Source organism: Cellulomonas timonensis (assembly GCF_900046455.1).
In the GTDB taxonomy this organism is placed as follows: Bacteria; Actinomycetota; Actinomycetes; order Actinomycetales; family Cellulomonadaceae; genus Cellulomonas_A; species Cellulomonas_A timonensis.
This window is the reverse complement of the sequence record NZ_FCOT01000013.1, coordinates 375,639-395,051: the sequence shown is the minus strand read 5'-3', so window position 1 is coordinate 395,051 and position 19,413 is coordinate 375,639. Positions and strand designations below refer to the sequence as shown.

Below are 19,413 nucleotides of genomic sequence, written 5' to 3'. Positions count from 1 at the left end.
ATCACCTGGTCAGGCGTCTGCCACCCGGTGGACTCCCCGTGCCCGGCCCCCGCTCAGTCGGTCGAGGCCGACGCCGCCGCGAGCAGGCCGCGCCGCGCGAGCAGCGGGGTGATCTCGGGGTCACGGCCGCGCAGCTCCCGGAACGCGTCCATCGGGTCGCCCGAGCCGCCACGTGCGAGCAGTGCGCGACGGAACCGCTCGCCGTTCTCGCGGTTGAGGCCGCCGTTCTCCTCGAACCACGTCACCGTGTCCGCGTCGAGCACCTCCGACCAGATGTACGAGTAGTAGCCGGCGGAGTACCCGCCGCCGAACACGTGGTTGAAGTACGTGGTGCGGTAGCGCGGCGGCACCGGCGTGAACGCCACCCCGGCGCGCTCGAGCGCCGCGGCCTCGAAGGGCACCACGTCCTCGGCGTCGGTGGGCACGTCCGCCGGCGCCAACTGGTACCAGGCCTGGTCCAGGAGCGCCGCGGCCAGGTACTCGGTGGTGGCGAAGCCCTCGTTGTCGAGCCGCGAGGCCAGCATCGTGTCGACCCACTCTTGGGGCATCGGCTCGCCGGTGACGTGGTGCACGGCGTACGCGCGCAGGATCGACGGCTCCCACGCCCACATCTCGTTGACCTGCGACGGGTACTCCACGAAGTCCCGGGGCACCTCGGTGCCGGACTGCGATGGGTGCCGCACATCCGAGAACAGCCCGTGCAGCGCGTGGCCGAACTCGTGGAACATCGTGATGACCTCGTCCCAGGCGAGCAGTGTCGGCTCGCCTGCCGGGGGCTTGGGGATGTTGAGGTTGTTGACCACCACGGGCTTCTCGCCCAGCAGGTGGGACTGGTCCACCAGGTTGTTCATCCAGGCTCCGCCGCGCTTGGACTCGCGGGTCCAGAAGTCGCCGAGGAACAGCCCCAGCGCCGTGCCGTCCTCCTCGAAGACCTCGAAGACGCGCACGTCGGGGTGGTAGCCCTTGAGGTCGGCGCGCTCGGTGAACCGGATGCCGTAGAGCTCGGTGGCCGCGCGGAAGACCCCGTCGTACAGCACACGCTCCAGTTCGAGGTAGGGCCGCAGCAGCGAGTCGTCGAGCGCGCGGCGCTCCTTGCGCACCTGTTCGGCGTAGTACGCCCAGTCCCATGCCTCGAGCTCGGCGCCCGGCACGTCGCGCTCCAGGGCCGCCTGCAGGTCCGCCGCCTCGGCGCGGGCGTTCGCGACGGCGGCGGGCGCGAGCTGCGTGAGGATGCCCGTGGCCGCCTCGGAGGTCCTCGCGGTCGCGTCCTCTGCGATGTACGCCGCGTGGTGCTCGTAGCCCAGCAGGCGGGCCCGCTCGGCGCGCAGCCGCACGAGCGCGAGCACCGTGGCGCGGGTGTCGTGGTCGTCGCCGGTGGCGCCACGCGTCACGGAGGCCGTGTGCAGCCGCTCGCGCAGCGCGCGGTCCCGCAGCACGGCCAGCGGCGCCTGCTGGGTGGGCAGCTGCAGCTCGATGAGCCAGGCGCCCTCGTGGCCGCGGTCCGTCGCGGCCTGGGCGGCGGCGGCGCGGGCGTCGGATGAGAGCCCGTCAAGCTCGCGCTCGTCGCTCACCAGCACCGCCGCGGCGTTGGCGCCGGCCAGCAGCTTGCGGCCGAAGGCCGTCTCCAGCGACGTGATCTCCGCGTTGAGCGCGCGCAGCCGGTCCTGGGACTCGGCGTCCAGGCCGATGCCCGCCCGGATGAACGCCGTGCGCTGGCGGTGCAACAGCCAGGCGGTGTCGGGCTCCAGCACGAGGTCGCCGGACTCGACCGCCTGGTGCAGCGCCTCGAGCCGGGCGAAGATCCGCGCGTCGAGGTACAGGGCGTCGGAGTGGGCCGCGAGCAGCGGCGCCACCTCCTCCTCGATGGCCTCGAGCCCGGGCGTGGAGTCGGAGCTGGACTGGTTGAAGAATGCCGTGGCCGCGCGGTGCAGGAGCCGCCCGGAGCGCTCCAGCGCCTCCAGCGTGTTCTCCGGGGTGGGCGCGGCGGGGTCGGTGGCGATCTCTTCGATCTCGGCACGCTGCTGGGCCATGCCCGCGAGCAGGGCCTGCAGGTAGTGCTCCTCGCGGATGCGGGTGAAGTCCGGCAGCCCGTACGGCAGCGGGGACTCGGTGGCGAAGGGGTTGGCCGGGTCGAGGTCGATCGTCATGCCGGCCATCATTCCCGACCCGGGGATCGCTCAGCGCGCGGCGCGCGCCAGGTGGTCGTCCTCGGCGGCGTAGTCGAAGAAGTCGCGCCCCGCCTCCATGCGCGCCACACCAGGGAACACCGTGCGCCAGTCCTCGCGAGCTCCGGCGGCGAGCAGCCATTCGACCGCCGCCCCGACGGTCTGCTCATACGTGCCGGGCGCGACGTAGCCGAGCTCGCGTGCGGCTGCCGCCATGTCCAGCACCACGGGCGCCGGCACGGCCCAGGGGGTGAGGCCGACGTTGCCGCGCGGCGGCCCGCTGAACGCCACAGTCTCAGCGTCGTGCCCCATCGCGGCATGCACTGCCGCGCCGATCTCCGCGACCGTGAGCGCCTGGGGATCGACGGCATTGAGCACCCGGGTCCCCGGGGCCGCTGCGGCCAGCCGGATGAGCTCGCCGAGCACGGCGCTGGACGTGGTGTGGAAGCGGCTCTCGCCGTCGAAGGCCAGGACCCGCACCGCGCGCGAGTCGAGCGCGCGTTTCACGAATGTCCACTCGCGCGGCTGCACACATCCGGGGCCGTGGATCGCCCCCGGCCGCAGCACCGTGGCCGGCACCCTGTGCTGGCCCAGCCACGCCTGCTCCAGCGCTGCCTTGCCGCCGGCATAGCCCGTGCGGCCCGGGGCGACTGTCGCCTGCTCCTCGCCGACGGGCTCGGGCAGGTCGGGGAACTCCTCGGTCTCGAGGGAGCGCCCGGCGCCGTCCGCGTAGACGGCGGCGCTGGAGACGACCACCGCCGAGCCGACGCGGTGCTGGTATGCGAGCACCTGGGCGGCGTCACGGTCGTCGTAGGCGATCGCGTCGACCAGCACGTCGACACCGGCGCCCAGGGCACGATCCAGCGCGGCAGGGTCATGGCGGTCGCCGAGGACCGGCTCGGCGCCCCATGCCCGGACCCGCCCGGCATGGTCGCCCGACCCCCGGCACAGGACGCGCACGTCCCACCCGTCGACGAGCAGCGCGCGCACGGCCGCCTGCCCGATCTGCCCGCTGCCGCCCAGCACCAACGCGTCCGCCATGCGCCGACGCTATCGGCACCGGCACAGGCTCCGACGCCATGCGCCCGCCTCAGGCCTCCTGCGGTCCCCGGCCGTAGCGCAGCTCCATGAACGAGCTGCCGAGCCGCTGGACGTCCCGCAGCTCCCAGGTGCCGGCCAGCCGGGCGGGGAGCAGCGGCGAGCCGCCGCCCAGCACCACGGGCGCGAGGCCCAACCAGATCTCGTCGAGCAGCCCGCGCTCGGCGAACTGCGCGACGAGCCCGCCGCCGCCCACCAGCCACACGTTCCGACCAGCGGCGGCCTGGACCAGACGGGCGTGCACCTCGGCCACGTCGTCGCTGGTCAGCTCAATGTCGGCATCGGGGAACAGCGGCAGCTCGCGATGCGTGAACACCGCTGTGCGCAGGCCCGGATACGGCCACGCCACCCCCTCCCCGAGGAGGAACTCGTAGGTGGTCGCGCCCATGGCGATCGCGCCCACGTCGGCCATGAACGCCTGGACGTGCTCGCCCACGCCCTCCGCGTCGTTGAACTGGAACAGCCAGTCCAGGGAGCCCTGCTCGTCGGCGATGTAGCCGTCCATGCTGGCGGCCACGTAGTACTGGGTCAGCGTCATCCCGGCAGCGTCCCACCCGGGTGTGACACCGCAACCGCCCCGCCAGTCCGGGGGCGCCTCACCCGGCTGGCGTCCTGCGGGCGCCGGGCGCCTCCGACGGCGGGACCCCGGGGGCCAGGCGGCTGTGGCGCCTGCCGTACGTGCCGTAGATCACCAGCCCGATGATCATCCAGACCACGAACCGCAGCCACGTCTCCACGGGCAGGTTGAGCATCAGCCACACGCAGGTCGCCACGCCCAGGATCGGCACCACCGGCACCCATGGCGTCCGGAACGGCCGAGGCAGGTCCGGCCGGGTCCGGCGCAGCACCGGGACCGCGATGCACACCACGGTGAACGCGAACAGGGTGCCGATGCTCACCAGCTCCGACAGCTCGCTGAGCGGCACGAAGGCCGCCAGGAGCACCACCCCCAGGCCGATGAGCATGGTGATGGTCGACGGGGCGCCGTGCGTGTTCACCCGCGCGAGCCGCTCGGGCACGAGCCGGTCGCGGGCCATCGCGAACAGCACGCGCGACTGTCCCAGCATCAGCACGAGGATCACCGTCGTGATGCCCACCACCGCCCCGAGCGCGACGAGCTTCGCCGCCCAGGTCACGCCGAGGGACTCGAACGCCTGCGCCAGCGGGTCCGCGTCGTTGAGGTCTTGGTAGGGCACCATCCCGGTGATGGTCGCCGCCACCGCCATGTACAGGATGGTGCAGATGAGCAGCGAGCCGAGGATCCCCCGGGGCATGTCCTTCTGCGGGTTCTTGGTCTCCTCGGCAGTCGTCGCGACGATGTCGAAGCCGATATAGGAGAAGAAGACGACCGACGCCGCGGCGAGGATGCCGTAGACCCCGTAGACCGTGGGCTCCAGGCCGAGGAACGCCTGCACGATCGGCTGCCGCAGCACGTCGGCCGTGTCCGGTGGCAGTTTCTCGGCCGGCGGGATGAACGGCCGGTAGTTCGCGGTGTCGATGTACCGCATGCCCACGCCGATCACGATGAGGATCACTGTCACCTTCACCGCGACCAGGGCGCCGGTGAACCGCCCCGCGTCCTTGGCCCCCCGCAGCAGCAGGCAGGTGAGCGCGACGACGACCGCCACCGCCGCCCAGTCGGGTCGCGCCTCCGCGCCCGCCATCCAGCTCGGCAGGTCCAGCAGGGTCTGCAGATAGGCAGACCAGCCCCGTGCCACGACGGCGGCGCCGAGCATGAGCTCCAGCAGCAGGTCCCAGCCGATGATCCACGCGATCACCTCGCCGAGGGTCGCGTAGGAGTACGTGTACGCGCTGCCCGCCACCGGGACGCTCGACGCGAGCTCGGCGTAGCACAGCGCCGCGAACGCGCAGGTGATCCCCGCGAACAAGAACGACAGGGTCACAGCCGGGCCGGCGTTGACCGCCGCCTGCTGACCGGTCAGCACGAAGATGCCGGTGCCGATGATGACGCCGATCCCGAAGGAGATCAGGTCGATCGTCCGCAGGTCGTGCTTGAGCTGGTGGCCCGGGTCGTCCGTCTCCGCGATGGCCTGCTCGATGGTCTTGACGCGACGCTGCATCGCCATGGCGCGCCTTTCGTCCGGCGGTCACCCGACGATAGCGAGGCGCCGCCGGGCCCGCGCGGCCAGGCGCGGCCCGCGCCGGAGACCAGATCCGGTCAGACGGTCAGCCCGGGGGCCGCGGCGACCGCGTAGCCGTGCGCCGCCGCGACCTCGGGGCTCAGGAGCTGCCCGGCGTGCGTGACCAGGCCGCCGGCGAGAGCGGGGTCGGCGGCGGTGGCGGCCCGCCACCCGTGGTCCGCGAGCGCGGTCAGGTACGGCAGGGTCGCGTTGGTGAGCGCCCGGGTCGAGGTGACCGGGACCACTCCGGGCATGTTCGCCACGGCGTACAGCACGGCTCCGCCCACCCGGAAGGTGGGCTCGTCGTGGGTGGTCGGCCGCGTGGGCTCGAAGCAGCCGCCCTGGTCCACCGCCACGTCCACGAGCACGGAGCCGGGGCGCATCCGACTGATCAGCGCGGTGGTCACGAGCTGCGGCGCCCGCGCGCCGGGGACCAGCACCGCGCCGATCACCAGGTCGGCGTCCGCCACCTCGCGCTCGAGGGTGTACGCGTTCGACGCGAGCGTGCGCACCGAGCCCTGGAACTGCACGTCCAGCTCGCGCAGCCGGCGCGCCGACACGTCGAGGATCGTCACGTCGGCCCGCATCCCGCGCGCGATCTCGGCCGCGTTGCGCCCGGCCACCCCGCCGCCGATCACCAGGACCTTCGCCGCGTCGACGCCGGGCACGCCGCCCAGGAGTTTGCCGGAGCCGCCGACGCTCTTCATCAGGTGGTACGCGCCGACCTGCGCGGCGAGCCGCCCGGCAACCTCGCTCATGGGGGCGAGCAGCGGCAGCGACCTGTCCTCGAGCTGCACCGTCTCGTAGGCGATGGCTGTGGCGCCGGACGCGAGCAGGGCGTCCGTGGTGGGCCGGTCGGCGGCCAGGTGCAGGTAGGCGAAGAGCACGAGGTCGTCGCGCAGGAACCCGTACTCCGACGCCACGGGCTCCTTGACCTTGCACACCAGGTCGGCGCCCTCCCATGCGTCGGCGGCCCGCGCGACGATCTGGGCGCCGGCGTCGGCGTAGAGGTCGTCCGAGATCGCCGACCCGACGCCGGCCCCGGCCTGGACCAGGACGTCGTGCCCTGCGGTCACGAGCTGGTCGACCCCTGCGGGCGTGATGGCCACGCGATACTCACGGTTCTTGACCTCGGTCGGGATGCCGATCCTCATCGCGGGGCTCCTGGCGGTCGGTGGAGGGGGTGCGTCGGGTCTGCCCCAGTCTGTCGGCCGAGCGCCCGCGCGTCAGCCAATTCGGGCGCCGCTCATGCGAGTGCGGCCCACACCGCCGCCTGGTCCAGCTCGCGCTGGGCGCCGGCGAGGTCGCCGAGCTCGTCCCATCGCCACAGCGCCGCCTCGACGGAGCGGGCCAGCGCCCATGCGGCGACGCGCTGCGGGTCCAGGCCGGCGGCGTCGGCGGCCACGGCGGTGCGCTCGCGCAGCAGGCGGGCCGGGTCGGCGGAGCGGAACGGCGAGTCGACCTGCTCCAGCAAGGGCCACAGGTCGTAGGCGGGGTCGCCGCGCATCGGCTTGGGGTCGATCGCCACCCACCGGTCGTCGGGGCCGAGGAGCAGGTTCCCCGGATTCAGGTCGCCGTGCACGACGGCGGCGGCGCCTGTCGTGGGCAGCTCGCGCAGCAGCTCATGGGCGTGCTCGACGAGGCCGCCGTCCACGTCGAGCTCGCCCTCCGCGGCAGCGCGTCCGGCCCGGTCGAGCAGGGTGTGCGACCACGCGCGGCACACGTCCGCCATGTGCGGCAGCCCAGGCAGCCCGGGTTCGTCAGTGGCGCACGCCGTCACGAGGGCACGGTGCACCGCGGCGCCGGCGGCCAGCAGCTCGGACGCGGGCACGGCCTTGACGGCCGTCATCGGGGCGCCGGGCACGACCTGTTCGAGCAGCAGCGCCCAGTCCTGCGGGTCGTGCGCCCACAGCCGCACCGTGCCGCGGCCGTCCCAGGCGCGCAGCGCGTCCGCCTCGTGGCGGGCCTCGTCGTGCGGGAACCCCACCTTGAGCACCGCGGCCCGGCCGTCGACGGTGCGTGCGGGTGCGACCCACGCCGACGCGCCGTCGCGGAAGGGCTCCCCGAGGGTGAGGTCCCAGCGCCGTGCCGCACGCTCGACGAGGGCGGGCAGCTCCTCGATCCACCGCGCGCCAGACGGCGTGCGGCCGACGCCGTCGTGCAGGATCGTCGGGACTGCGAGGTCGGGGCGCGCGGTCTCTGGGGTCACGCACTGACGGTACGGGAGGCGCACGTGCGCGAGGTGTTCCGCAAGCAGCGGGCGGATGCGCCAGCCGGCTTCTTCGCCTGCGAGGCGGCAGGACTCGACTGGCTGCGCGCAGCCGACGCCGTGCCGGTCGTGGGGGTGGTCGACGTCGGGCCGGGCTATCTGGACCTGGAGCGGCTCACCGCGGCGCCGCCGACCCGCGCCGCCGCCCGCGCCCTCGGGGCGGGGCTGGCCGCGCTGCACGACGCTGGCGCACCCGCGTTCGGCAGCCCTCCGGACGGCTGGCACGGGGGCGGCTACTTCGGCCCCATGTCCGATCCGCTGCCGATGCTGGACGGGGAGTTCCCCCGGTGGGGCGAGTTCTACGCCCACTGCCGACTGGAGGCGATCGCCCGCCAGGGCAGCCGTCGTGGAGCGCTGGGCGCCGACGACACGCGCCTGCTCGACGCCGTCGCCGCCCGTCTGGTCCGCGGCGACCTCGACGACGACGACGCCCCGGCACGCCTGCATGGCGACCTCTGGGGCGGGAACGTCTTCTGGACGCCGCAGGGCGCCACCCTCATCGACCCCGCCGCGCACGGCGGTCACCGGGAGTCGGACCTCGCGATGCTCGCGCTGTTCGGGCTCCCCCACCTCGACGAGGTCCTCGCCGCGTACCAGCGGGCGCATCCGTTGCGCCCGGGGTTCATGCGGCGGGTCGGGCTGCACCAGCTGTATCCGGTCGCGGTGCACGCGGTGCTGTTCGGGGGCCACTACGTGGAGCAGATGCGGCGCCTAGCGGCCCCGTACGCGCCTTAGGCGCCCCGGGGCCGCTGGCCCGTCAGCCAGCATCTCTACGTCGCCGTCCACCGCGTCCGCTTGTCCTCTTCACACGCGACTTGAACCGCCCTGGGCCTTTGTTGAGGGCTGTCGGCGACGAGCCACCCGGACCGTGTCCGTCCACCCCTCACGAGGGGCGCGTCCTCCACGTCCGGGCCGATCCTTCGCGGCGGGATGCTGACACCGCCGCGCAGACCGGGAGCACCAGTCTCAGGGTGGTCAGCGCGAACCGTCCACGGATTATTCCCCGCGGAAGGCCGGGTCCCACCGACGCGCGTCCGTCACTTGCCGCGGGAGCTCCGCGCCAGCTTGCTGTTCTTGGGCGCGGGCGCCGCCTGTGTGGGGTCGCCGAGCTCACCCACGAGCGCGTCGTAGATCGGCGACGCGTCGTGCGCCGAGGCGTCGGCCCGAGGAGCCGCGGCCGCGCTCGAGAGGTCCGGTCCACTCATGGATGTCTCCTGGAGATGTGGGTCAAGGTGCCGACCCATCCTGCGGGACGCTCGCCTCGTTTGCCACATGAGCGCTCACTGGCGGCTGCTGTGCACGGGTCGTGCCGAGCCCATGCCGACGGCGGTACCGTGGCCATCGCCCGGCGCTCCCCTGCCCCCCTTGCGGAGCGTCGGGCCTCGACGTCGGAGCCCCGTGCCCGGATCGTGGCGCGGCCGCGGCGCGACCGGGGGCGGGGCCGCGTGAACAGCGTGCCGATGCCCGCAGCACGCGCCGCGACCAGGACGATCATCGCGATCTGGGAGCCTCGCAACCCGCCTGATGGCGTCCCCGCCGAGTCCGGTGCGGAGGCGACGCGGGCCGGATGACGACGCTTGGGACGTCACGGCGGACGCCACGCGAGGCGGCGCGCCGTGACCGCCGCTGAGGGGCCCCCGAGCACTCGGCCGGGCGGCGCGCCGAGAGCCGACCACCTGTGAAAATTCTCACGCGGCCGGGTCGCGGCCTCAGTCCGTGGACGGGCCCCTCGGCCGCGTGTGCCACAGCCATGCGATGCCCAGGAACGGCAGCACCAGCGGCACGTAGCCATAGCCCGCCCCGAAGCCGGACCACACGGTCTCGTCCGGGAAGTCGCTCGCGTCGAGGAGGGACAGGGCGCCGACGGCGAGCACCCCGACGAGCTCGACCAGCACCGCCGCCCACGCGACCCGGCGGGCCCTCGGCGATCCCTTCGCCAGCGCGACCGTCGCGACCACGTAGACCACCGCCGACAGCCCCGACAGCAGATAGGCCAACGGCGCCTCGCCCAGCTTGGTCGCGATCTGGAAGCCAGCCCGCGCGGTCGCGGCCAGCGCGAACACCCCGTAGACGGCGACGAGCGCCCGACCAGGGCCTGAGGACGTGCTCCCCGGCGCGGGGGCGGTCTGCTCCGGCAGCTTGATGCCCATGTCACCCCATCCAGATCTGCAGCAGTCGGTACTCCAAGAACACCACGGTCAGGCACGCGACCAGCAGCACCACCGAGCTCCAGCGAGTGCGCTCCGCGAACGCCCATGCGGCGGCGAACGGCAGGATCATCAGCTGCACCACGATGTAGCCCCAGAAGGTCCCCGGCTCCGGCGAGCCCGTGCCGTTCAGCACGAGCACCAGCGCGACGGCCGCCTGCACCACCATCAGGCCCTCGACGACGGCGCCGCCCCAGAGCTGGCGCAGGATCACCGCGCGGTCGCGGACGACGAACCACGCCGCCCAGGCCGCGAGGACGGTCGCGGCTCCGATCACGATGAGTGCGAGGGGACCGACCACGAGGCCCCACCGTACCGGCGCGGATGCCCGCCCAGGCGCGTGCGGAGCCCAAGGTCACTGGCCCGTACCGCCATCCGGACTACGATCGGGCTGTGCCCCGAGTGACTCTGACTTCCAAGAACCCTGAACTCCTCTCCGTCGACGCCCTGGTCGTCGCCGTCGCCCAGGGCGACAGCGGTCCCCGGCTCGTCGACGCCGACTGGCTGCCCGCGGAGGGGCGCGCCGAGATCTCGGCCGTCGCCGCCCCGCTGGGCATCACCGGCGCCGTCGACGAGGTGCGCAAGCTCCCCACCGGCGGCCGCATCGCGGCGAGGCTGCTCGTCCTGACGGGTGTCGGGCCGACGCAGTCCCCCGACGCGGAGACCCTTCGCCGTGCCGCTGGCGCCGCCGTGCGCGAGCTCGCGGGCTCGGCCTCGGCAGCCCTCGCGCTGCCCGCCGACGACGTCGCCGCGCTGTCGGCCGTCACCGAGGGCGCGCTGCTCGGCGCCTACTCGTACACCCGCTACCGCGACGCCGAGGCGAGCGCGAAGGCGGCCCCCGTCGCGGAGCTCCAGGTCGTCACGCCCCTGGCCAAGGACAAGGCGGTCAAGGCCGCGGTGACGCGCGCCGAGGTCGTCGCGGACGCCGTCCACGCCACCCGCGACCTGGTGAACGCCGCCCCGAATGACCTTTACCCCGCCGCGTTCGCCGACCTGGCCAAGGCCGCGGTGAAGGAGGCCGGTCGCGGCAGCGCGCTGAAGATCACGGTCCTCGACGAGAAGGCGCTCGTCGCCGGCGGCTACGGCGGCCTCACGGGCGTCGGCCAGGGCTCGGCCCGCGGGCCGCGCCTCGTCAAGGTCGCCTACACCCCGAGCAAGCCCACCGCGAAGGTCGCACTGGTCGGCAAGGGCATCACGTTCGACTCGGGCGGCATCTCCATCAAGCCCGCCGCCGGCATGGAGGCGATGAAGTCCGACATGGCTGGCGCCGCCGCCGTGCTGCACACGGTCCTCGCCGCCGCACAGCTCGAGCTGCCGGTCGCCGTCACGGGCTGGCTCTGCCTCGCCGAGAACATGCCGTCGGGCACGGCGCAGCGCCCGTCCGACGTGATCACGATCCGTGGCGGCAAGACGGTCGAGGTGCTCAACACCGACGCCGAGGGCCGCCTGGTCATGGCCGACGGCCTGGCCGCGGCAGTCGAGGAGAAGCCCGACGTCGTCCTCGACATCGCGACGCTGACCGGCGCGCAGATCGTCGCGCTCGGCAACCGGGTCTCGGCGGTGATGGGCTCGGAGGACGTTCGCTCCGAGGTCGTGGCCGCGGCGGACGCGGCCGGCGAGCAGTTCTGGCCGATGCCGATGCCAGCCGAGCTGCGTGCCGGGCTCAAGTCCAAGGTCGCCGACCTGGCGAACATCGGCGACCGCTTCGGCGGGATGCTGAGCGCCGGGCTCTTCCTGCAGGAGTTCGTCGGCTCCACGCCGTGGGCGCACCTCGACATCGCCGGCCCCTCGTTCAACGAGAAGGCCCCGCACGGCTACACGCCGATCGGCGGCACGGGTGTGGGCGTGCGGACGCTCCTCGCGCTCGTCGAGGCCCGCGCGGCCGCCAGCTCCAAGTAGTCGTCACCGGCGCCGTCACGGCGCGGCACAGCAGAACGGCCCGGTCAGGATTCCTGACCGGGCCGTTCTTCTGTGCTGGGGCCGGGGCCGGGGCCGTGATGCGCCGTGCCGTGTCGACCTCGGCTGTCAGGCCTGCCCGCGGCGGCGTTGGCGCTCGAGGCGCTGCCGGGTGTTCCAGTCCCGCATGCGCTGCGGGTACCCGGTGCGCTGCACGTCGTAGACGGGGACTCCGAGCGTGCGGGCGATCTCATAGGCGGTCTTCGCGTCGGGCACCCGGCGCCGGGTCCACTCGCCGTCGGTGGCGATGAACATGACAGTCGTCTGCGTGACGTTGGTCTGCGGCTCGACGTACGCCTCGACGCCCACCCGGGTGGCGACGAAGTCGCCGAGGTGCGCCATGGTGGCCCGCTCGCGGTCGCGGCCCTTCTCAGGCGCTGCCTCTGGCGGCGTCGTGTTGCGTCCAGCGCGACGCCAGCGTGTGAACAGACCCATGACGGCAGCGTACCGACCGGACCACGCGCGCACCGCGCCCTCTGGGTCGTTGGTCTCGCCGGGGCCGCTCGGCGTGTGCCCGCGGTCACAGACGCGGGCGATGACGCGGACAAGCCGGACATACATGGGACGAATGTTCTCAGCGTCACAACGCAGAACGGCTGATCAGGTTCGTTCGTCAGGCGCCGGGATGACAAGATGGTCGCCGAACAGCAAGAACTTACACGTCTGCACCTGAGGAGTTGCACGTGGCCGACACCACCGGAACCGCTTTCGACATCGTCGTCCTGGGCGGAGGTAGCGGCGGCTACGCGGCTGCGCTCCGCGGCGCCCAGCTCGGGAAGAGCGTGGCGCTGATCGAGGGCGGCAAGCTGGGCGGGACCTGCCTGCACAACGGCTGCATCCCGACCAAGGCGCTGCTGCACGCCGCCGAGATCGCCGACAACGCACGCGACGGAGCCCACTTCGGTGTGCACACCGAGCTCAAGGGCATCGACATGGCGGGGGTGAACCAGTACAAGGAGTCGGTCGTCGCCCGGCTGTACAAGGGCCTGCAGGGGCTGATCAAGTCCCGCAAGATCACCGTCTTCGAGGGCTACGGCAAGCTCGTCGACAAGAACGCCGTCGAGGTCAACGGCCAGCGCGTCACGGGCGAGAACATCGTCCTCGGCACTGGCTCCTACGCCCGCTCGCTCCCCGGCCTGGACATCGGCGGCCGGGTCATCACCTCCGACCAGGCCCTCCAGCTCGACTGGGTGCCGCGCTCCGCGATCATCCTCGGCGGCGGCGTCATCGGCTCGGAGTTCGCCAGCGTGTGGCGCTCCTTCGGCGCCGACGTCACGATCATCGAGGCGCTCCCCCACCTAGTCCCCAACGAGGACGAGGCGCTGTCCAAGGCGTTCGAGCGCGCGTTCCGCAAGCGCGGCATCGGCTTCAACCTGGGCGTCCGCTTCCAGGGCGTCACGCAGGACGACAACGGCGTGCACGTCACCCTCGAGGACGGCAAGACCTTCGACGCCGACCTGCTGCTGGTGGCCGTCGGCCGTGGCCCCGTCACCGCGGGCCTCGGCTACGAGGAGCAGGGCCTGACCCTGGACCGCGGCTTCGTCATCACCGACGAGCGCCTGCACACCGGCGTCGGCAACATCTACGCGGTCGGCGACATCGTCCCCGGCCTGCAGCTCGCGCACCGCGGCTTCGCGCAGGGCATCTTCGTCGCCGAGCAGATCGCGGGCCTCAACCCCCAGCCGATCGTCGAGTCGGGCATCCCCCGCGTCACCTACTCCGACCCCGAGGTCGCCTCCGTCGGGCTCACCGAGGCCAAGGCCAAGGAGATCCACGGCGCAGACGCCGTCGAAACCCTCGAGTACAACCTCGGTGGCAACGGCAAGAGCCAGATCCTCGGCACCGCCGGGTTCATCAAGCTGGTCCGCCAGAAGGACGGCCCCGTCATCGGCGTCCACATGATCGGCGCCCGCGTCGGCGAGCTCATCGGAGAGGGCCAGCTCATCGTCAACTGGGAGGCCTACCCGGAGGACGTCGCCGCACTGGTCCACGCACACCCCACGCAGAACGAGGCTCTCGGGGAAGCGCACCTCGCGCTCGCCGGCAAGCCGCTGCACGCCCACAACTGACCCCACGAATCGAAGGAGACACGAGCGGTCATGTCTGACAACGTGCAGCTCCCCGCCCTTGGCGAGTCCGTCACCGAAGGCACCGTCACCCGCTGGCTGAAGAACGTCGGCGACACCGTCGAGGTCGACGAGCCCTTGCTCGAGATCTCGACCGACAAGGTCGACACCGAGATCCCCTCGCCCCTCGCGGGCGTGCTCGAGCAGATCCCTGTCTCTTATACACATTCTCCGAGCCCTCTCCGAGCCCACGAGAAAGGGAGAAATCTCGGATGCCGGCTTCTGCTTGAAAAGAAACAAAAAAAAAAGAAAAAAAACACACAAAAATGTTATCGAATGTATCTACATAACCGCGCGCGCGCGCACGCGTAGGATCGTCGGCAGCGTCAGATGGGGAGAAGAGCCAGCCCCCGCAGCGGGCGGCTCCGGCGGCGAGGAGGTCACCCTCCCCGCGCTCGGCGAGTCCGTCACCGAGGGCACCGTCACCCGCTGGCTGAAGAGCGTCGGCGACACCGTCGAGGTCGACGAGCCGCTGCTCGAGATCTCGACCGACAAGGTCGACACCGAGATCCCCTCGCCCCTCGCGGGCACGCTCCAGGAGATCCGGGTCCAGGAGGACGAGACCGTCGAGGTCGGCGCCGTGCTGGCCGTCATCGGCTCGGGCTCCGCTCCGGCAGCTGCCGCTCCGGCGGCTGCGGCTCCGGCGGCTGCTCCAGCCCCCGCCCCTGAGACGGCTCCGGCCGCTCCGGCGCAGCCGACTGAGGCGGCCCCGGCCGCACCGCAGGCTCCGGCCCAGCCGGCCGCGGCCCCCGCCGCCCCGGCCGCTCCGGCCGCCGCTGGCACGTACCTCACGCCGCTCGTCCGCAAGCTCGCGGCCGAGAAGGGCGTCGACGTCGCCACCCTCTCGGGCACGGGCGTCGGTGGGCGGATCCGCAAGGAGGACGTCCTCGAGGCTGCCGCCAAGGCCGCCGAGGCGGCGAAGGCTGCTGAGGCCAAGCCCGCCGCGTCTGCTCCCGCCGCCGCCAAGGCTGCCGCCCCGGTCGAGGTGTCGCCGCTGCGTGGCACCACCGAGAAGGCCAGCCGCCTGCGCCAGATCATCGCCGAGCGCATGGTCGACGCCCTGCACAGCCAGGCGCAGCTGACCACCGTGGTCGAGGTCGACGTGACGAAGGTCGCGCGGCTCCGGGCGAAGGCCAAGAACGACTTCAAGGCACGCGAGGGCGTCAACCTCACGTTCCTGCCGTTCTTCGTCCTGGCGGCCACGGAGGCCCTCAAGGCGCACCCCAAGGTCAACGGGGTGCTCGAGGGCAACCAGATCACGTACCACGGCGAGGAGAACGTCGGCATCGCCGTCGACACCCCGCGCGGCCTGCTCGTGCCGGTCATCCGCGACGCCGGCGGGATGAACCTCGCCGGGATCGCCCGCAAGATCGCGGACCTCGCGGCCCGCACGCGTGACAACAAGGTCAAGCCCGACGAGCTGAGCGGCGCCACCTTCACGGTGACGAACACCGGCTCGGGCGGCGCGCTCTTCGACACGCCCATCGTCCCCGGTGGCACCTCCGCCATCATGGGCACCGGCACCATCGTCAAGCGTCCCGTCGTCACGACGGACGCCGACGGCGCCGAGGTCATCGCGATCCGGTCGATGTGCTACCTGTCGCTGTCCTACGACCACCGCCTGGTGGACGGCGCCGACGCGTCGCGCTACCTCATGACGGTCAAGCAGCGCATCGAAGAGGGCGCGTTCGAGGACCAGGTCGGCCTCTGACACCTGCTCGTCCCCGCTGCCCCCGGCGGCCGGCTCACACCGGCTGACGGGGGCAGCGTCATGCTCCGGCGACGTGTGTCGACGGCGCCCACCGACCCACGGGAGGGCTGTCTCCCTAGGGTGGCCCTATGGACATCGTCATCGCCGGCTCGCACGGCCTCATCGGGACGGCCCTGACCGCCGAGCTGCGCGACCGGGGGCACCGCATCCGCCGACTCGTCCGCCGCCCGGCCCAGGGGCCCGACGAGGTGAGCTGGGACCCCCGCGCGGGCCGGCTCGACGCCCAAGACCTGCGCGGCGCGGACGCCGTCGTCAACCTGGCGGGGACGAACATCGGCGACTGGCCGCTCACCGGCGCCCGCAAGCGGGAGGTGCTGGCCTCGCGCACCCGGTCGACGACCCTCCTTGCCGAGGCGCTTGCCAGCCTGGACACTCCTCCGACGGTCCTGCTGCAGGCCTCCGGGATCGGCGCCTACGGCGACCGCGGCGACGTGGTGGTCGACGAGTCGGAGCCGCTCGGGCAGACGTTCTTCGCCGGGGTGGTCCGGCACTGGGAGGCCTCCACCCAGGCGGCCGAGGCCGCGGGCATCCGGGTCGCGCACCTGCGCACCGGCATCGTGCTGGCGCCGCGCGGTGGCGCGCTCGGGCGGCTGCTGCCGCTGCTGCGCCTCGGGCTGGGCGGCCCACTCGGCACGGGCCGGCAGTTCTGGAGCTGGATCACCCTGCCCGACGAGGTCGGGGCCATCGTCCATCTGCTCGAGGCCCCGGTGCACGGCCCGGTCAACCTGGTCGGGTCCGCCACCACGAACGCGGAGCTCACCCGCGCCCTCGCCGCCGAGCTGCACCGGCCCGCGGTGCTCCAACCGCCTGCCTGGGCGCTGAGGCTCGTGCTGGGCGACCTGTCACAGGAGGTGCTCGGCTCGGTGCGCGCCTCCCCCGCCAAGCTGCTGGCGAGCGGATTCGCTCCTCGCCACCCCGATGTCGGGTCCGCCGCCCGCTACGTCCCCCAGGGCTGACCTCGACCTCGGCGACCCGCCAGCCCGCAGCGGTCAAGCGCAGGACCAGCACCACTGTGGTGGGCTCGCCCGCGGCGGCCTCGTGATGGAGCACGCCCTCGGCGGTCACCCGCTGGTGGGCCGAGACCGTCGAGGTGACGCGCACCCGTGCCACGAGCTGCTCAGGCAGCGCGACGGCCGCACCTGCGGTGAGCACGTGCACGGCGGGTTTCGGCATCGGCTGCGCGTCGAGCACCTGGACGCCGAGGCCCTCGATTCGCAGTCCCTCTGCCGCGAGGTCCGCCAGCAGGCGGGTGTCCGCCACATGCGCAGGCGATCCGGGCGCCTCCACGGCGGTGAGGCTGGCCGGGTCACCGCTGGCGATCGCCGCGATCCGTGCGGAGGTGAGCGCCACAGCGGCCGCGACCGGGTCGGGCGCGGACCATTCGACCATGTCACGGGCCCTGGTCTCGGCAGCGGGCGGCGCCTGCCTGTTCGCGGCCGCCTCCCCGGCATCGACGCCGTCATCGGCGGCGGCAGCGGCTTTGGCATCGGCTGCCACGCTTGCTGGCAACCCGGGCTCGCCCTGCCCCAGGCGCAGCACGGCGACCACGCCCACGGCGCCGACGCCGAGCACGAGCGCGACGATCGCCGTCCCGAGCAACGGAGTCGGCCACCGGCGACCGGCTCGATGCCGTGACGTGCCCCTTCCCCGCAAGGCCGAGCCGGGCCGCGTGCTCGAGCGGGGACCGGGGCCAGCACCCAGCCGGACCAGCTCTGTCCGGGCGAGCACGGCGGGATCCGGCAAGGCGATCGGCAGCGCCTCGTCGACTCGGAAGCACGCGTCGCCGAACGTCCGGGCGTGCGGGCGCTCCGCGGGGTCAAGGGCGCTCGCGTCGGCGAGCACAGTCCGGAGCTCCGTGAGCTCGGGGCTGGGCATCCCCGGCGGCCGATCTGGCGGGAGCTGGGCGAGCACCGTCTGCCCGAGGGCGTGCACGTCGGATGCCGACGTCGGCTCGGCGCCCCGCTCGACCTCCGGCGCCGTGAAGCCCGCAGTGCCCCCGCTGTCGACGACGCAGCCCTGCAGGTCGACGAGGACCGGGCAGCCGTCCGGCCGGATGATCACGTTGGCGGGCGAGACGTCGCCGTGCACCAGCCCCGCCGAGTGCAGTGCGGCGAGCGCGTCGGCGAGTGGCACCGCGACGGTGACGGCCTCGCCGGACGTCAGCGGCCCGCGCGCCGCCCGCAACGCCTCGAGCGTCGGACCGGGGACGTGCTCGACCAGCAGCGCGCACCGGCTCGGCGGGACGGGGACGGCCGCGACCAGGCGGGCGAGGTGCGGGTGCTGGACGTCGACCAGGCGACGCAGGCGCGCCTCACGACGCGGGTCTGGCGCCAGGTCGACCATGCGGACGACGACGCGGAGCGTCGGGTCGTCGAGCGAGGTGGCCGACCAGGCCGGGCCGCCGCTGCCGCGTCCAACGGGCCCGAGCGCCCGGTATCCGGCCATGAGCAGCGCGGCCGCCAGCGCGGGGTCGACCCGGTCGTCGGGCGGGGCGGCGGCCCCGGTGGGACGTGACGTCGGCATCCGCCCATCGAACCGTGCGGAAGCCCCCGAACCGCGCTGTCCACAGGCCGAGGCGCCGACCGACGTCGGCGAGGTGCTCAGCCGCTCGTCGCCGGCCCGACCGCCACGACGCGTTCCTCGCGGGCGGAGGCGCGGGCGGCGTCGAGCACTGCCGCGGTGCGCACCGCGTCCCAGGGGTCGACCGGCGGCGGGGCGCCCTCGTCGAGCCAGCGCACCACCGCGCGGTAGTAGTCCTCGTGTCCACCCGGGGCGCGGGGCACGGCGATCCGCTCCGAGCCGCGCACGAGCCAGCCCTCGAGCTCGCCTCCGTCGCCGTGGACCCAGGCCTCGTCGAGCACGGCGAACGGCGTCGGCTCCCCTTCGTAGCTCGTCACGAGGAACGCGCCCTTGTCCCCCAGCACCCGGGTGCGCGGACCGGGCGCCCCGGCGAGCCCGCTGGCCTGCAGGTGGCTGATCACCCCGGGCCCGCCGTCGGGCGAGCGGTGCGTCAGGGCGAGGAACACGTCGTCCTCGGCGGGGGTCGTGATCGACCTGAGCTCGGCGTACACGCTGGTCACGGCGCCGAAGAGCTGGATGGCCGAGTCCACGAGGTGCGCGCCCAGGTCGAGCAGCAGGCCTCCGCCGATCAGGTCCTGCTCTTTCCAGCGGTGCTGCGGCTCGGGACGCCAACGCTCCCAGCGGCGCTCGAACCGGTGCACCCGGCCGAGCTCCCCCGCGGCGATGACAGCCTGGAGTGTGAGCTGCTCGGGGTCCCAGCGACGGTTCTGGAAGACGGTGAGCCGCCCTCCGGAGCCCTCGGCGGCCCGGGCCAGCGTGCGCGCGGCCTCGGTGGTGGTCGCGAGCGGCTTGTCGACGACCACTGGCACACCTGCCGCGAGCACCGCATGCGCCTGCTCGGCGTGCTCGGCCGTCGGGCTCGCGATGACGACGAGGTCGAGCTCGGCCGCGCTCTCGAGGAGCACCTGCAGGCTCGGCACGACTGTCACGCCGGGCCAGTCCTCGCGTGCGGCGGCGGACCGCTCGGGGCTGCGGGTGACGACGTGCGTCACCCGCAGCCCGGCCTCCCGCAGCAGCCGGGAGTGGATCGTGCGCCCCGCGGATCCGTATCCGACCAGTCCCACCCGCTCTGTGACGCTCATGCGCTCACCCTAGGCGGC

At 73.3% G+C, this 19,413-nt stretch carries 16 protein-coding genes and 2 pseudogenes; 6 read left to right on the top strand and 12 right to left on the bottom strand.

The genetic code is table 11. The features are described from left to right. Positions 1-53 precede the first annotated feature (53 nt). The 6 genes from BN3788_RS15305 to BN3788_RS19380 all read right to left on the bottom strand — a co-directional run bounded on the left by BN3788_RS15305 (position 54) and on the right by BN3788_RS19380 (position 7,613). A complete protein-coding gene (locus tag BN3788_RS15305) occupies positions 54-2,156 on the bottom strand; it encodes a M3 family metallopeptidase (protein WP_082813065.1) in 2,103 nt (700 codons plus the stop codon). A gap of 21 nt (positions 2,157-2,177) precedes the next feature. Continuing rightward, positions 2,178-3,206 (bottom strand): NAD-dependent epimerase/dehydratase family protein, encoded by a 1,029-nt coding sequence (locus BN3788_RS15300; RefSeq protein WP_187138395.1) that lies wholly within the window; start codon positions 3,204-3,206, stop codon positions 2,178-2,180. Positions 3,207-3,255: 49 nt separating this feature from the next. After that, positions 3,256-3,801, bottom strand: coding sequence for a dihydrofolate reductase family protein (locus BN3788_RS15295; RefSeq protein WP_066587991.1), 546 nt, complete (start codon positions 3,799-3,801; stop codon positions 3,256-3,258). Positions 3,802-3,859: 58 nt separating this feature from the next. Further along, on the bottom strand, positions 3,860-5,350 hold the full coding sequence (locus BN3788_RS15290; protein WP_066587988.1) for an amino acid permease: 1,491 nt from the start codon (positions 5,348-5,350) through the stop codon (positions 3,860-3,862). A gap of 92 nt (positions 5,351-5,442) precedes the next feature. Beyond that, the gene (gene ald, locus BN3788_RS15285; RefSeq protein WP_066587986.1) at positions 5,443-6,558 is read right to left on the bottom strand and encodes an alanine dehydrogenase; all 1,116 of its coding nucleotides are present in this window, start codon (positions 6,556-6,558) and stop codon (positions 5,443-5,445) included. A gap of 92 nt (positions 6,559-6,650) precedes the next feature. Further along, the gene (locus tag BN3788_RS19380) at positions 6,651-7,613 is read right to left on the bottom strand and encodes an aminoglycoside phosphotransferase family protein (protein ID WP_159066909.1); all 963 of its coding nucleotides are present in this window, start codon (positions 7,611-7,613) and stop codon (positions 6,651-6,653) included. 24 nt (positions 7,614-7,637) lie between these two features. Between BN3788_RS19380 and BN3788_RS19375 the strand changes: the two genes are divergently transcribed. Continuing rightward, positions 7,638-8,408 carry a fructosamine kinase family protein gene (locus BN3788_RS19375; RefSeq protein ID WP_147525146.1) on the top strand — a complete coding sequence of 257 codons (771 nt, stop codon included), beginning with the start codon at positions 7,638-7,640 and terminating at the stop codon, positions 8,406-8,408. 302 nt (positions 8,409-8,710) lie between these two features. Here BN3788_RS19375 and BN3788_RS19370 read toward each other — a convergent pair whose 3' ends face one another. The 3 genes from BN3788_RS19370 to BN3788_RS15265 all read right to left on the bottom strand — a co-directional run bounded on the left by BN3788_RS19370 (position 8,711) and on the right by BN3788_RS15265 (position 10,181). After that, complete coding sequence (locus BN3788_RS19370; protein WP_159066908.1) at positions 8,711-8,878, bottom strand: hypothetical protein; 168 nt, start codon at positions 8,876-8,878, stop codon at positions 8,711-8,713. Between the two features lie 504 nt (positions 8,879-9,382). Then, on the bottom strand, positions 9,383-9,823 hold the full coding sequence (locus tag BN3788_RS15270; protein WP_066587982.1) for a hypothetical protein: 441 nt from the start codon (positions 9,821-9,823) through the stop codon (positions 9,383-9,385). A gap of 1 nt (position 9,824) precedes the next feature. Further along, positions 9,825-10,181: a hypothetical protein gene (locus BN3788_RS15265; protein WP_066587981.1), complete on the bottom strand. Its 357-nt coding sequence runs from the start codon at positions 10,179-10,181 to the stop codon at positions 9,825-9,827. Positions 10,182-10,273: 92 nt separating this feature from the next. Between BN3788_RS15265 and BN3788_RS15260 the strand changes: the two genes are divergently transcribed. Continuing rightward, the gene (locus BN3788_RS15260; protein WP_066589504.1) at positions 10,274-11,779 is read left to right on the top strand and encodes a leucyl aminopeptidase; all 1,506 of its coding nucleotides are present in this window, start codon (positions 10,274-10,276) and stop codon (positions 11,777-11,779) included. A 126-nt stretch (positions 11,780-11,905) separates the two neighbouring features. On the opposite strand, the gene BN3788_RS15255 is transcribed toward BN3788_RS15260, so the two are convergent. After that, complete coding sequence (locus BN3788_RS15255; RefSeq protein ID WP_066589501.1) at positions 11,906-12,271, bottom strand: oxidoreductase; 366 nt, start codon at positions 12,269-12,271, stop codon at positions 11,906-11,908. 248 nt (positions 12,272-12,519) lie between these two features. Between BN3788_RS15255 and lpdA the strand changes: the two genes are divergently transcribed. From lpdA to BN3788_RS15240, 4 genes and pseudogenes are all read left to right on the top strand, one after another. After that, positions 12,520-13,905: a dihydrolipoyl dehydrogenase gene (gene lpdA, locus BN3788_RS15250; protein ID WP_066587979.1), complete on the top strand. Its 1,386-nt coding sequence runs from the start codon at positions 12,520-12,522 to the stop codon at positions 13,903-13,905. Between the two features lie 30 nt (positions 13,906-13,935). After that, positions 13,936-14,119: pseudogene (locus BN3788_RS19100) on the top strand (biotin/lipoyl-containing protein); the annotation flags it as partial. 129 nt (positions 14,120-14,248) lie between these two features. Further along, on the top strand, positions 14,249-15,673 hold the full coding sequence (gene sucB / locus BN3788_RS15245) for a 2-oxoglutarate dehydrogenase, E2 component, dihydrolipoamide succinyltransferase (protein WP_390620164.1): 1,425 nt from the start codon (positions 14,249-14,251) through the stop codon (positions 15,671-15,673). Positions 15,674-15,801: 128 nt separating this feature from the next. Further along, complete coding sequence (locus tag BN3788_RS15240) at positions 15,802-16,689, top strand: TIGR01777 family oxidoreductase (RefSeq protein ID WP_066587977.1); 888 nt, start codon at positions 15,802-15,804, stop codon at positions 16,687-16,689. A gap of 958 nt (positions 16,690-17,647) precedes the next feature. On the opposite strand, the pseudogene BN3788_RS19890 reads toward BN3788_RS15240, so the two are convergent. Then, positions 17,648-18,178: pseudogene (locus BN3788_RS19890) on the bottom strand (protein kinase domain-containing protein); the annotation flags it as partial. Positions 18,179-18,333: 155 nt separating this feature from the next. Further along, positions 18,334-19,395: a Gfo/Idh/MocA family protein gene (locus BN3788_RS15235; RefSeq protein ID WP_066587975.1), complete on the bottom strand. Its 1,062-nt coding sequence runs from the start codon at positions 19,393-19,395 to the stop codon at positions 18,334-18,336. Positions 19,396-19,413: the final 18 nt, after the last annotated feature.